Here is a 13,137-nt window from a genome sequence, read left to right on the forward strand (position 1 = left end):
GGTACGGCGGACGGACCGAACACACGGGCGACAAGGTGCGGGGCCGACGGGTGGACCGTAGCTTCCCTGGCATGGACATCAACCGTCGTCTGGTGCTGCGCCGCGCCCTGCAGGCCGTCGCCGCCGGGGCCGTGACCGCGCTGCCGGCCACGGCCCGCCCGCGCCGCTCGGTCGCCCTCGACGGACCGCCCGCGGCGGCGGTGCCGCCGGCCGCCGCGGCGCTCCCCGTCCCGGCGGAGCCGCCGATCGTGCTGCGCTCCACCTGGCAGTCCGGGGAGGGGGCACCGCAGGTGCAGTACGACCGGACGGTGCGGGCGGTGCTGGTGCACCACACCGACGACCTGAACTCCTACACCGCCGACGAGGTGCCCGACATCCTGCGGGCGATCCGCCGCGACCACCTGGAGTTCCGGGGGTGGGACGACATCGGCTACAACTTCCTCGTCGACCGCTTCGGCCGGATCTGGGAGGGACGCCTCGGCGGCGTCGACCGCCCGGTGGTCGGCGCCCACACCATGGGCTTCAACCGTGACACCGTCGGCATCGCGGCGATCGGCACGTACAACGCCGGGACGGAGGTCCCGCAGGCCGTCGTGGACTCGATCGCCCGGCTGGCGGCCTGGAAGCTCGGCATGCACGGGGTGCGCGCCGACGGCCGCTCCGAGCTCACCTCCACCAACAGCGGCAGCCGCTTCCCGGTCGGGGCGACGCACGCCTTCAACGCGATCTCCGGCCACCGGGACGCGTTCTGCACGCTCTGCCCGGGCGAGTCGCTGTACGCGGCGATCCCCGGCATCATCGACCGGGCCCGCAGCCTCCAGCAGGAGGCCGCGGGCGGCGCGCCGCAGGCCCGGGCTGCGACTCAGACCGGCTTGACCGCGTAGAGCTCCAAGTGGCCGCAGGCCGGGCAGCGGTACGCGTCGATCTGCCACCGCGGCTTGCCCATCCGCTTCGCCGTGCCGAAGATGCCGCGCTCCAGCACGCCCGCTATCCAGCGGGCGTAGCCGTAGGACGACTGGCCGGTGTCCTCGACGAAGCCCGGCTCCAGCCCGACGGCACTGCACTGCGTGCACTTCAGGTTCTCCACGGCACGGAGTGTAGGAGGCGTTCGGGCAGGTGTGCGACCACCTTTGCGGAGCCGGTGATCCCGTTGCCCGGTACGGCGGTCGGCGTCACCGCCGGGGACGGCCGGGACACGCACACCTGCCGCCCCGGCAGCGCGATGACGGTCCGTCCGCGCACCACCGCCGGATCCCCGGGCCGGGTGCGTCGCGGGCAGCCGCCGGGTCCCTGCCCGGGGCCGTCGGCCGCCGGCCGGGCCGGACTTCCGGCTCCGGGCGGGGCCGCTCGGGCGGTCGCCGCGCGTTGGTGACACACCCGGGCCCGTCAACGCGGCAGACTCGTGCCACCAGCCGACGGACCGGGGACGAGTGGAGGTGGCCGGGTGGCCCGCGTGCCGCTGCTGTCGCTGCGCGGGATCTCCAAGCGGTACGGCACCCTGCAGGCCCTCAGCGACGTGGACCTCGACGTCGTCCACGGCGAGGTGCTCGCACTGGTCGGCGACAACGGCGCCGGCAAGTCCACCCTGATCAAGGTGATCGCCGGGGTGAGCGCCCCGGACACCGGCGTGATCGAGTGGGAGGGCCGGCCGGTGGAGCTCCGGCGGCCGCGCGACTCCCAGCAGCTCGGCATCGCCACCGTCTACCAGGACCTCGCCCTCTGCGAGAGCCTCGACGTGGTCGCCAACCTCTACCTCGGCCGCGAGCTGCGCCGCTTCGGGACGCTGCGCGAGGTCGAGATGGAGAAGCGCTCGCGCGCCCTGCTGCAGCGCCTCTCGGTACGGCTGCCCAGCCTGCGCATCCCCGTGCTGTCGCTCTCCGGCGGCCAGCGCCAGGCCGTTGCCATCGCCCGCTCGCTGATCGGCCACCCCAAGCTGGTGATGCTCGACGAGCCGACCGCGGCCCTCGGCCTGGAACAGAGCGTGCAGACCCTCGACCTGATCCGCCGGCTGCGCGAGCAGGGGCACGCGGTGATCGTCATCAGCCACAACCTGGACGACGTGCAGGCCGTGGCCGACCGGGTGGCGGTGCTGCGGCTCGGCCGGAACAACGGCCTGTTCGAGGCGAAGTACACCACCCAGGAGCAGATCACCGCCGCGATCACCGGCAGCCACCCGATGGCCGTCACCCTGCAGCAGAGCCTGCTGCCGCGCGGCCTGCCCGAGCAGGACGCCGTCGACGCCGCCTACCGCTACCTGCCCGCGCACGCCGGCGTCGGCGGCGACTGGTTCGACGTGATCCCGCTCTCCGGCGCCCGGGTCGCCCTGGTCGTCGGCGACGTCGTCGGCCACGGCCTGCACGCCGCCGCCACCATGGGACGGCTGCGCACCGCCGTGCACAACTTCTCGGCGCTCGACCTCGCCCCGGACGAACTGCTGACCCACCTCGACGACGTGGTCAGCCGGATCGACCAGGAGGAGACGGCCGGCGGCATGGAGGGCGCCATCATCGGCGCCACCTGCCTCTACGCGATCTACGACCCGGTCTCCCGGCGGTGCCGGCTGGCCCGCGCCGGACACCTGCCGGCCGTCCTCGTCCACCCGGACGGCACCGTGGAGATCCCCGACACCCCGGTCGGCCCCCCGCTCGGCCTGCGCGGCATGCCGTTCACCACGGCCGAGCTGGAGGTGCCCGAGGGCGCCCAGCTGGTGCTCTACACCGACGGGCTGGTGGAGGCCAGGACGAGGGACATCGACATCGGGCTCGAGATGCTGCGCGCCGCGCTCTCGCACGCCGACCGCAGCCCCGAGGAGACCTGCCGGGCCGTGCTGGAGGAACTCCTGCCGCACCGCCCGGAGGACGACGTGGCGCTGCTGGTCGCCCGTACCCGTGCGCTGCCCGCCGACCGGGTCGCCGAGTGGGAGGTGCCCGCCGATCCCGCGGCCGTCGCCGAGAGCCGGGCCGCGGCCACCGAGCAGCTGCGCCGCTGGGACCTGGAGCTGCTGGAGCCCGGAACCGAGCTGGTGCTCAGCGAGCTGGTCACCAACGCGATCCGGCACGCGGCCGGCCCGATCCGGGTCCGGTTGCTCTTCGACCGGTCGCTGATCTGCGAGGTCGCCGACGGGAGCAGCACCTCGCCCCGGTTGCGGCAGGCCTCCGCGACGGACGAGGGCGGCCGCGGCCTGTTCCTGGTCGCCCAGATCGCCGAACGCTGGGGGACGCGCTACACCGACACCGGCAAGGTCATCTGGGCCGAGCAGAATCTGCCCTGAGCGGCCGGGCAGCGGGTTCAGCGCTTGCGGACCCGGGCGGCGAGCACCGCCACGTCGTCCTCCGCAGCCTCCGGCGTCAACGCGTGCAGCACCGAGTCCAGCAGATCGTCCAGGTCGCCGGCGGCGGGCAGCCGCAGCGCCGCGAGCCGGGCCAGCGAGGCGTCGATGTCCTCGCCCCGCCGCTCGACCAGGCCGTCGGTGTACAGCAGCAGCACCTGGGCGGGCAGCAGTTCGCGGGCCTGCTGCTCGTAGCCGCCGAGCCCGGTGCCGAGCGGTGGGCCGGTCGGCACCGCGACCAGCTCGGTCGGCCGGTCCGCGAGGACGAGCGCGGGCGGCAGGTGGCCGGCGCTGGAGAACGTCCACCGGTTGCGGCCCGGGTCGGCGAGCGCGAGCAGGCAGGTCGCCGGGCGGGAGGACTCGTTCTCGGAGATCAGCGCGTCCAGCTGACGCAGGATGCGGTGCGGAGGCAGGTCCATCCCGGCCACGTCCCGCAGCATCGAGCGGTAGGTGCTCATGTCGACGGCCGCCTCCACGCCGTGCCCCATGACGTCGCCCATCACCAGCAGGGTCCGCCCGAACGGCAGCCGCACCGTCTCGTACCAGTCGCCGCCGACGACCGAGCTGGTGCCCGACGGCAGGTAACGGGAGGCGAGCTCCAGGTTCGGGTGCGGGTTGCCCGGCTCGGCGAGCAGCGCCCGCTGCAGCTGCAGGGCGATGCCCTGCGAGCGGGTGTAGCGCCGGGCGTTGTCGATCCCGACCGCGGCGCGCCCGGCGAGGTCGCCGACGAGCACCGTGTCGTCCTCGGTGAAGTCCTTCGCGGATGCCCCGGCGCGGGCCAGCGACAGCACCCCGAGGGTGCGGCCGCGCGCCGTCAGCGGCACGGCCAGCAGCAGGTCCAGGCCGGCCGCCCGGTAGGCCGCCGGGCCGGCCTCCTCCGCGGCGCCCGGCCAGGCCCCCTCCCGCACCCGGGCGGCCACCGGGGTGCCGCTGCGCAGGCAGCGGGCGACGGCCGAGTCCTCCGGGTGCCGCACCGACTCGCCGGGGCGGGCCAGCGGGGCCAGCTGCGGTTTGAGCTCGGCCGTGCAGACGGCGGCGGCCCGGTGCAGCCGCACCGAGCCGGCCGGCACCCCGCTGTCGACCGCCTCCGGCGGCAGCAGCTCGACGGTCGCCAGGTCGGCCAGCGCCGGCACCGTGAAGTCGGCGAGCTCCACGCAGGTGGTGTCGACGTCCAGGGTGGTGCCGATCCGGCCGGCGGCGGCGTCCAGCACGGCCAGCCGGCTCCGGGCCTGCTCCAGTTCGTGCGGCAGGTCCGGCCCGGCCGCCGGTGCCGGCGGTTCCTCGGCCGGTCCGAGGGCGGCGACCACCAGACCGGCCGTCCGGCCGCCGATCACCAGCCGCCGGGCGCGCAGCCGCAGCCGGGGCACGGCGGGATGCCCGGCGGACGGCTCGCGGGCTCTGCCGTCGTCGAGTACCGCGTCCAGGGCCGGTGCGGCGGCGGCGAGCGCGGTGGCGGCCACGGCCCGGCCGAGCAGCCGCTCCGGTCCGACGGCCGCCGTGCGGCAGAACGCCGGGTTGGCCCAGCGCCAGCGCAGGTCCGGGCCGACCAGGGCGAGGCCGACCGGGGCGTCGGTCAGCACCTGCCGCAGCAGTTCCTCGCCGCCCGTGGCCAGCGCGGCCGCCGCCCGGTCGATCGAGGCCTGTGCGGCGATCGAGGCGTCGGCGGCGGCGTCCCGGCCCGAAGCCCCTGTGTGCAACGCGCCTCCTCGGCCGTGTCGGCACCCCCTGCCCAGGATCACGCGGGCCGGACCCGGGCGCATCCACGTGCCGCGCGCCGGTGCCGGCACGGGTCACGGGGTGTCCTCGAACGCGGCGGAGGGGGTGAGCCCCTCGACGAAGGTGCGGAAGTCCGGGGCGAGCGGGAGTTCCGTACGGAACTCGGCGTCGAACCAGGTGACGCCCGGCTCGCCGCGCCGCCCGCAGCCGCGGTAGTCGAGGCCGACGAAGCACGGGGACGCGGTCGACACCAGTAGCACGGGCGAGGGGAGCCCCACTCCCCGACCAGGAGGTCGGCCGGCTCGTGGGGGGATGCGTCGTGCCCGGCCGAGACCACGCCGCCGTTGCGGTGGCGCAGCAGGGCGATCGGCGATGCGGGGAGCCTGACGTCCAGCACCGGCTGGGCCTGCGCCACCGCCCGCCCGGTCAGCACGGGCTGCTGCGCGGTCCGCCCGCTCGCGCCGTCCCCCAGGGTGCGGAAGAGGTCCTCGAAGCGCGCCGTGGCCGCCACTGTACGGGCCCTGTCGAGGACGGTCGTCAGGCGACCGTGCCCAGGTCGTGCGGGGTGTTGTTGAGGCGGCGGCCGCCGTGCGGGGTGACGGTCACGATGTCCTCGATGCGGACGCCGAACCGGCCGGGCAGATAGATCCCCGGTTCGATGGAGAAGCACATGCCGGGCACCAGCTGCTGCCTCTCGCCCTCGACCATGTACGGCGGCTCGTGCGTGGTGAGGCCGATGCCGTGGCCGGTGCGGTGGATGAAGTACTCGCCGTACCCGGCCTCGGTGATCACGGCCCGGGCGACCCGGTCGATCTCCTGGCACTCCACGCCGGGCCGGACGGCCTCGAACGCCGCCTGCTGGGCCCGCCGCACCACCTCGTGCACCTCCTGGACCTCGGGCGGCGCGTCCTGGCCGACGTGCACCGTCCGGGTGGTGTCGGAGCCGTAGCCGTCCTTGAGGCCGCCGAAGTCGAGGACGACGGTGTCGCCCTCCTCGATCACGCGGTCGTCGGCCTCGTGGTGCGGATTGGCGCCGTTCGGGCCGGAGCCGACCACGGTGAAGTCGACCTGGCTGTGCCCGTACTCGAGCAGCAGCGAGGCGAGGTCGGCGGCGACCTCGTTCTCGGTGCGGCCGGCGAACGGGACCTCCAGGATCCGCCGGTAGGTGGCGTCGGCGGCCCCGCCGGCCGCGGCGAGCCGCTCCAGCTCGTCCGGGTCCTTGACGGCCCGCAGCATCGGCAGCGACTGCGTCAGTGAGGTGTACCGGCTGTCCGGCAGCGCCTCCTGGAGGGCGATCAGGTGCAGCGCCCAGGCGGAGTCGGAGATGCCGTAGCAGCCCGCCGGGTCCAGGACGGGCGCCACGGCCTCGCGGTAGGGGTCGGTGCCGTCCGTCCAGTCGGTGAACCGGACGGCGGCGGCGCCCGGGGCGGCCTCGGCGTCCGGCCGTTCCAGCCGCGGCACCACCAGCACGGGGTCGGCGTCCGGGGTGAGCAGCAGCACGGTCAGCCGCTCGGTCATGGCGGTGGGCCGGTAGCCCGTCAGGTAGACCAGGTCGGGGCCGGGGGTGACGACCAGTCCGGAGAGGCCGGCCAGGGCGGCGGTCTCGACCGCCAGCGCCATCCGGCGGGAGAAGTCCTCGGTGGTGAACGGTGCGGGCATGGCGGCGGCCTCTCCGGAGGGACGGTCAGGAACGGTCTGCGTAGTACCGCAGGAACAGGGCCTCGACAAGGGCCATGTGCTCGATCTCGGACGGATCGACGCTCTCGTTCGGCGCGTGGATGAGGCAGCGCGGCTCCTCGACGCCCATCAGGACGATCTCCGCCTCGCGGTAGGTGTCGGCGAGCACGTTGCACAGTGGGATGGAGCCGCCCTGGCCGAGGAAGGAGATCGGTGTGCCGTACGCCCGCCGCATGGCCCGGTCGAGCGCCGCGTACGCCCGGCCGTCGGTGGCGGCGCGGAACGGCGAGCCGGTGCCCTCGGTCTCGACCTCGACCCTGGCGCCCCACGGCGCGGCCCCGGTGAGGTGGGCGGCGAGCGCGTCGCGGGCCGCCTGCGGGTCGGTGCCGGGCGGCACCCGCAGGCTCACCCGGGCCCGGGCGGTGGCGGGCACGGCGGCGGCCGAACCGACCACCGGCGGGCAGTCGATGCCGAGGACGGTGACCGCGGGCCGGGCCCACAGCCGGTCGGCGACCGTGCCGGAGCCGGTCAGCGCGACGCCGTCCAGGACGCCCGCGTCGCGGCGGAACTGCTGCTCGTCGTAGCCGACGCCCGGCCACGTCCCGTCGCCGTCCAGGCCCTTGATCCGGGTGCCGCCGTCGGCGTCGCGCAGCGAGTCGAGGATGCGGATCAGTGCGGCGAGCGCGTCGGGGGCGGGCCCGCCGAACATGCCGGAGTGCAGGTCGCCGGCCAGCGTCCGCACGGTGACGACCACGTTGGCGAGGCCGCGCAGGCTGGTGGTGGCGGTGGGCACGCCGACCGCGGCGTTGCCGGTGTCGCAGATCAGCAGGGCGTCGGCGTGCAGCTCGTCGGTGTGCTGCCGCACGTACGCCTCCAGGCCGCCGGTGCCCTGTTCCTCCGAGCCCTCGGCGACGAACTTGATGCCGACCGGGACGTCGTCACCGAGCGCCCGCAGGGCGGTGAGGTGCATGACGACGTTGCCCTTGCAGTCGGCGGAGCCGCGCCCGTACAGCCGGCCGTCGCGCTCGGTCAGCTCGAAGGGCGGCGAGGTCCAGGCCGTGTCGTCCAGCGGCGGCTGCACGTCGTAGTGGCAGTACAGCAGCACGGTCGGGGCGCCGGGCGGCGGCGGACGGTGGCCGATCACGGCGTGGCTGCCGTCGGGCGTCTCGGCGAGGTGCACGTCGTGCAGGCCCGCCTCGGCGAAGGCGCCGGCGACCCACTCGGCGGCCCGCCGGCAGTGCTCCGGCGGGTACAGGCGGGGGTCGGCCACCGAGGGGATCGCGACCAGCTCGGCGAGGTCGGCCAGGGCGCGGGGCATCAGGGCGGAGATCCGCCCTGCGAGGTCGTCTGCGGGGTCGGACATGGCGGCTCCCGGGGGCGCGGGCGGGCCGTGCCGCCGCGGTGGGCGGCACGGCCGGCCGGGTCAGGTGTTGACGGTCTTGGCGGTGTCGAGGTCGTCGAGCTTGTGGCGGAAGTCCTCGAGCTTGTCCGGGCAGTACACGTTCAGCACGATGGCCTCGGCCTCCACGGTCCTGGCGTCGGCGACGACCGGGCGCTGGCCGGGTCCGGCCGCCCCGTTCGCCAGGTTGACCTTCCACAGGGCGTTCTGCAGCGCGCCGGCCGGGTTCTCGCAGACGGCGCCGCCGCCGGTGCCCAGTGTCTTCGCGATCTGGTCCTGGTCGGGGACGGCCCGGTAGCCGGCCGCGACCAGCTCGTCGGAGAGCTGCTGCGCCTTGCGGTAGGACTCGTTGGTGGCGTGCTGCTGGGTGTAGGTCAGCAGGCCCACGACCAGCATCGCGACCAGCAGCACGATCGCGCCGATGTAGATCCAGCGGTGCTCGGAGGCCATCCTCGTCGGGCTCATGCCGCACGTCCTTCGGGGGCCGCGGCCCCGGCGTCGGGCTGACGCCAGCTCGGCTTGCGGGTCTTCAGGAAGGTGAACGGGATGATCAGGCCGAGCAGCAGCAGGCCGCCGCCGACGATCAGGACGTACGACCAGACGCTGCCGCCGCTGAACTGCGAGGACGGCACGAAGCCGATGACCATCGCCGCCGCGGAGGCCAGGAAGCCGGTCACGCAGAGCGTGACCAGCGCCGGGGCGTGGTAGCCGCGCGGGTGCTCGGGCTGGTTGCGGCGCAGCCGGATCGCCGCGAGGAACATCAGCAGATACATGATCAGGTACACCTGGGTGGTGATCACGGAGAAGATCCAGTACGCGCTGGAGACGCTCGGGATGAAGGCGTACATCAGCGCGATGCCCGTGGTGACCACACCCTGGGTGACCAGGATGTTCTGCTGGACGCCGTGCGCGTTGAGCTTCTGCAGGAACGGCGGCAGGTAGCCCTCCTGGCGGGAGATCAGCAGCAGGCCCTTGGACGGGCCGGCCAGCCAGGTGAGCATGCCGCCGAGCGAGGCTGCGACCAGGCCGACCGCGATCACCGGGGTCAGCCAGCCGATGTCGAAGTACTGGAAGAACGCGTCGAAGGCCTGCATCACACCGGCCGTCAGGCTGAGCTGGTCGGCGGGCACCACCCAGCTGATCGCCAGCGCGGGCAGGATGAAGATCAGCAGCACCAGGCCCATCGCCAGGAACATCGACTTCGGGAACTCCCTCGGCGGGTCGTTCAGCGAGGAGACATGGACGGCGTTCATCTCCATGCCCGAGTAGCTGAGGAAGTTGTTGACGATCAGCACCAGGCTGGCCAGGCCCGTCCAGGCCGGGAAGAAGTGGCTTGCGTTCATCGGCGCCGCGGAGGGGTTGCCCTGGCCGAGGAAGACCAGGCCGAGCACGACCAGCAGCGTGCCGGGGACCAGGGTGCCGATCACCAGGCCCCAGGAGGCGAGGCCGGCGACCGCGCCGGTGCCGCGGGCGGACACCCAGACACCCGTCCAGTACAGCACCGTGATCACGACGGCGGTGTAGAGGCCGCTGTTGGCCAGCGCCGGATCGATCACGTACGCGATGGTCGAGGCCACGTAGGCCAGCAGGCTGGGGTAGTAGAAGATCGTCATCGCGAACTGGCACCACACCGCGAGGAAGCCCAGCGGCTTCGACAGTCCCTGGGCCACCCAGTTGTAGACGCCGCCCGTCCAGCCGGAGGCGAGCTCGGCGGAGACCAGCGCGGTCGGCAGCAGGAAGACGATCGCCGGGACGAGGTACAGGAACACGCAGGCCAGGCCGTACACCGCCATGGTGGGCGCCGCCCGCAGGCTCGCCACCGAACTGGTCGTCATCAGGGCCAGCGTCAGCCAGGTCATCCGTGGGGCCGCCACCGCCTGCTGCACGGCCGGTGCTCTGCTGACCGACCGGCCGCCCTCGGCTGGGACGTCCATCGCGCTCATCGCACACTCCCTCCGGCAGCGTCGGGCTGCTCCCTCACCCTCCGTGGCCGCCCCGTCCGGCGCATCCGGCTCGGCCCGTTCGTGTGACGACGCTTCCCGGACGGCCGTACAAGGCGGGCGGCGGCGGCCCCGTCCGCGCAGCATGGGCACGGGTTGTGCCCGGACGGCGGCCGGGCCGAACCGGCGGAGCGGCGGTGGGCCGGACCGTCGGTCCCGGGTGAGCCGCCGGGTGGTGAGGGCGAGCCGGGCCCGCATCAGGCCGGCGGGTTCGCCGAGGTCGATGCCCGGGGCCCGGCAGGTCTGCTCGGCGCGGCGGGCGAGGCTGCTGTGGTGCAGGTGCAGGAGCTCCGCCGCCCGGCGCAGCGAGGCGGTGGCGCAGTACGTGTCCAGGGTCGCCAGGTCTTCCGGGCTCCGGCTGCGAAGGCAGAGCCGACCGAGCAGCGGTGCCCCGGTGCCGGACGGGTGATCTTGACGCTGCGTCAGGTGTTCGACCGTGCGTCATGTTCACGGCGTATCCGGTTCACTTCGTGCTCCTATCTTCACACCGTCCGGGGTCGTTCCCGGGTGCGCGCCGCGGCACCGACCTGCCGGGCGCGCCGATGTGTCGAGGAGACACCCTGATGCAGCGCAAGGCCTTGAAGGCCGCCACCGTGCTGGCACTCTCGGGCAGCCTGGTCGGCGGTGCGGCGGTCACCGCCCACTCCGAGCCGGCCGAGCGGAACGAGCACCGCGCGGACATCCGCAACGTCATCTACCTGCTCGGCGACGGCATGGGCCGCACGCACGTGACCGCCGGCCGCGAGCGCTACTACGGCGCCGCCGGCCGCCTGAACATGGAGAAGCTGCCCTTCACCGGCGCCGTGGCGACCCACGCCGTCGAGAAGGACGGCACCCGGCCCGCCCTGGTCACCGACTCCGCCAGCTCCGCCACCGCCTGGTCCTCCGGCGTGAAGACCTACAACGCGGCGATCGGCGTCGACGCGTACGAGAAGAAGGTCACGACCCTCATGGAGCAGGCCCACGCGGCCGGCTTCGCCACCGGCAACGTCTCCACCGCGGAGATCACCGACGCCACCCCGGCCGCCCAGTTCAGCCACGCCCTGCTGCGCGGCTGCCAGGGCCCGGTCTACTCGGACGCGGCCTGCCTGCCCAAGAAGGCCGACGGCAGCTACGAGCCGGCGCCCGCCGACCGCACCCTGATCACCCCGATCGCCGAGCAGATCGCCCGCAACGGCGCCGCCGACGTCGTCCTCGGCGGCGGCCTCGCCCGCTTCGAGCCGGACGACCAGAAGGCCCTCCAGGCCCAGGGCTACCAGGTCCTCGGCAGCTTCGGCGACCCCGCCGTGCCCGCGCAGACCGCCGCCACCCAGAAGGTCGCCACCAGGGCCGACCTCGCCGCCGCCAAGGGCCGCAAGGTCGTCGGCCTGTTCAACCGCGGCAACCTGACGGTCGAGCAGGCCAAGGCCGCGCTGCCCGCCGACGCCCCGCAGCGCCAGGAGCCCACCCTCGCCGAGATGACGAACAAGGCCGTCTCGCTGCTCGGCAAGAACAACCACAAGGGCTTCTTCCTCCAGGTCGAGGGCGCGCAGATCGACAAGCGCTCGCACGCCAACGACGCCGCCCAGACCCTCGGCGAGGTCAAGGCCTTCGACGACGCCGTCGCCGCCGCCGTGGACTTCGCCAAGAAGGACGGCCACACCCTCGTGATCGTCACCGCCGACCACGAGTGCGCCGGCTTCAACATCATCGAGAAGGGCTCCTTCACCAACGCCGAGGCGGCCGCCCCGCCGGCCAACACCGACGCCGGCAACACCGCCAACAACAGCCTGCCCAGCCGGCCCACCAGCGGCGCCAAGGACCCGGCCCGCTCCAGCGGCATCGTCAACGGCGCGGGCGCCGGCGATCCGAAGAACTTCGCGCCGGCGACCTTCCGCACCCCGGACGACCCGGCCGACGTCAAGGACGGCACCGCCGAGGCCAGCCTCTGGCTGACCTACCTGTCCGGCAACCACACCGGCGCCGACGTGCCGATCTTCGCCTACGGCCCGGGCGGCGACCGGTTCGCCGCCAGCCAGGACAACACCGCGCTGTACGGGAAGATGTACAGCGCGCTCTTCCGGAAGGCCCCGCGGCACTGACCCGCCGTGCCACCCCTCGCCGGAACAGGGGCCGGGAGGCGCGATCCTCCCGGCCCCGCCGACACCCAGGAGCCCCATGCACCCCCGCCTCGGCGCCCTCGCCCGCCCCGCCCTGGCCGCCCTCGCCCTCGGCCTGCTCGCCGCCTGCTCCGCCGCCTCCGCGGACGACCCGCGGCCGGCGCCCGTGCCCTCGGTCGCGCTGCCCGCCCCCAGGCAGGCCGCCGCGCCCGCCGCCGCCCTCGCCACGCCGCCCGCCCCCGGCGAGGTCCGCGTCGAGGACGGCCCGTTCACCGACCGCGTCCGCCTCACCGGCCTGCGGCTGGACGGCGGCAGGACCGTCACCGGCCACCTCACCGTCACCTCCGACGTCAGCGACGTCCTCGCCCTCGAACTGCACGCCGCCTTCTACGACGCCAAGGGCACCCTGGTCGGCACCGGCGCCTTCCTCTACCAGGAAGAGGAGGAGGCCTCCGGCCGGCACGACGGCCCGCACGCCGGCCGCGAGGGCATCGACCTCACCGTCGGCGCCGACCAGCTCACCGGCACCCCCGCCGCGGCCGTCCTCTCGCTGCCGGTGCTCGTCAACGAGTAGCCACCGCCACGCCGGGCACCCGGCACGGTTTGAGCCCGCCCCGGCCGCGGGCCATGCTGGAGGGTGCACGCGCGGGCCCGGGCCCCGCACGGGCGAGGCCGGCGGCCCCGGCGACGGCGAGAAGAGCACCGATGGACGATACGGTCGGCCCAGCGGAGGGCGAACGCGCCTCCCCGCCGGGGAGCGCTGCGGCCGTCGTCGGCCCCGACGGCCTGCTGACCGCCTGGAGCCCCGGTGCCCGGCGGCTGCTCGGCCACCGCCCCGAGCAGGCGGTCGGCCGCCCCGCCGGCGACCTGCTCGCCGTCCCGCCGCCCGCCGCGGCACTCCGCGCACTCGCCCGCGGC

Annotated in this window: 12 protein-coding genes and 1 pseudogene; 5 read left to right on the forward strand and 8 right to left on the reverse strand. The window is 74.6% G+C overall.

Annotated elements, in window-relative coordinates; translation table 11 throughout:
* The first annotated feature begins 71 nt into the window (after positions 1-71).
* The gene (locus tag KSNIM_RS32730) at positions 72-884 is read left to right on the forward strand and encodes a peptidoglycan recognition protein (protein ID WP_263106770.1); all 813 of its coding nucleotides are present in this window, start codon (positions 72-74) and stop codon (positions 882-884) included.
* Here KSNIM_RS32730 and KSNIM_RS32735 read toward each other — a convergent pair.
* Entirely contained in the window at positions 863-1,087 is a 225-nt protein-coding gene (locus KSNIM_RS32735) for a hypothetical protein (RefSeq protein ID WP_263106771.1), read from the reverse strand. The two genes, KSNIM_RS32730 and KSNIM_RS32735, sit on opposite strands and share 22 nt — an antisense overlap.
* Positions 1,088-1,543: 456 nt before the next feature.
* Between KSNIM_RS32735 and KSNIM_RS39505 the strand changes: the two genes are divergently transcribed.
* Positions 1,544-3,271, forward strand: coding sequence for a SpoIIE family protein phosphatase (locus KSNIM_RS39505; RefSeq protein WP_411543900.1), 1,728 nt, complete (start codon positions 1,544-1,546; stop codon positions 3,269-3,271).
* Between the two features lie 17 nt (positions 3,272-3,288).
* On the opposite strand, the gene KSNIM_RS39200 is transcribed toward KSNIM_RS39505, so the two are convergent.
* From KSNIM_RS39200 to KSNIM_RS39510, 7 genes and pseudogenes are all read right to left on the reverse strand, one after another.
* Positions 3,289-5,025, reverse strand: coding sequence for a SpoIIE family protein phosphatase (locus KSNIM_RS39200; RefSeq protein WP_317634083.1), 1,737 nt, complete (start codon positions 5,023-5,025; stop codon positions 3,289-3,291).
* A gap of 93 nt (positions 5,026-5,118) precedes the next feature.
* The gene (locus KSNIM_RS32765) at positions 5,119-5,295 is read right to left on the reverse strand and encodes a hypothetical protein (RefSeq protein ID WP_263106772.1); all 177 of its coding nucleotides are present in this window, start codon (positions 5,293-5,295) and stop codon (positions 5,119-5,121) included.
* A gap of 286 nt (positions 5,296-5,581) precedes the next feature.
* Positions 5,582-6,703 (reverse strand): aminopeptidase P family protein, encoded by a 1,122-nt coding sequence (locus KSNIM_RS32770; RefSeq protein WP_263106773.1) that lies wholly within the window; start codon positions 6,701-6,703, stop codon positions 5,582-5,584.
* Between the two features lie 25 nt (positions 6,704-6,728).
* On the reverse strand, positions 6,729-8,084 hold the full coding sequence (locus tag KSNIM_RS32775; protein ID WP_263106774.1) for a dipeptidase: 1,356 nt from the start codon (positions 8,082-8,084) through the stop codon (positions 6,729-6,731).
* A gap of 60 nt (positions 8,085-8,144) precedes the next feature.
* The gene (locus KSNIM_RS32780) at positions 8,145-8,585 is read right to left on the reverse strand and encodes a hypothetical protein (RefSeq protein ID WP_263106775.1); all 441 of its coding nucleotides are present in this window, start codon (positions 8,583-8,585) and stop codon (positions 8,145-8,147) included.
* Complete coding sequence (locus KSNIM_RS32785; RefSeq protein ID WP_263106776.1) at positions 8,582-10,063, reverse strand: APC family permease; 1,482 nt, start codon at positions 10,061-10,063, stop codon at positions 8,582-8,584. Before KSNIM_RS32785 ends, KSNIM_RS32780 begins: the two co-directional genes overlap by 4 nt.
* 246 nt (positions 10,064-10,309) lie before the next feature.
* A pseudogene (locus KSNIM_RS39510) lies at positions 10,310-10,546 on the reverse strand (helix-turn-helix domain-containing protein); the annotation flags it as partial.
* Positions 10,547-10,683: 137 nt separating this feature from the next.
* On the opposite strand from KSNIM_RS39510, the gene KSNIM_RS32790 reads away from it, so the two are divergent.
* The 3 genes from KSNIM_RS32790 to KSNIM_RS32800 all read left to right on the forward strand — a co-directional run.
* Entirely contained in the window at positions 10,684-12,201 is a 1,518-nt protein-coding gene (locus tag KSNIM_RS32790; RefSeq protein ID WP_263106777.1) for an alkaline phosphatase, read from the forward strand.
* Positions 12,202-12,277: 76 nt separating this feature from the next.
* A complete protein-coding gene (locus tag KSNIM_RS32795) occupies positions 12,278-12,793 on the forward strand; it encodes a hypothetical protein (protein WP_263106778.1) in 516 nt (171 codons plus the stop codon).
* Positions 12,794-12,924: 131 nt separating this feature from the next.
* Positions 12,925-13,137, forward strand: a 213-nt coding sequence (locus KSNIM_RS32800) for a PAS domain-containing protein (RefSeq protein ID WP_263106779.1), incomplete at its 3' end; no start/stop codon positions are given.

The sequence above is a fragment of the Kitasatospora sp. DSM 101779 genome (assembly GCF_025655475.1).
Taxonomy (GTDB): Bacteria; Actinomycetota; Actinomycetes; order Streptomycetales; family Streptomycetaceae; genus Kitasatospora.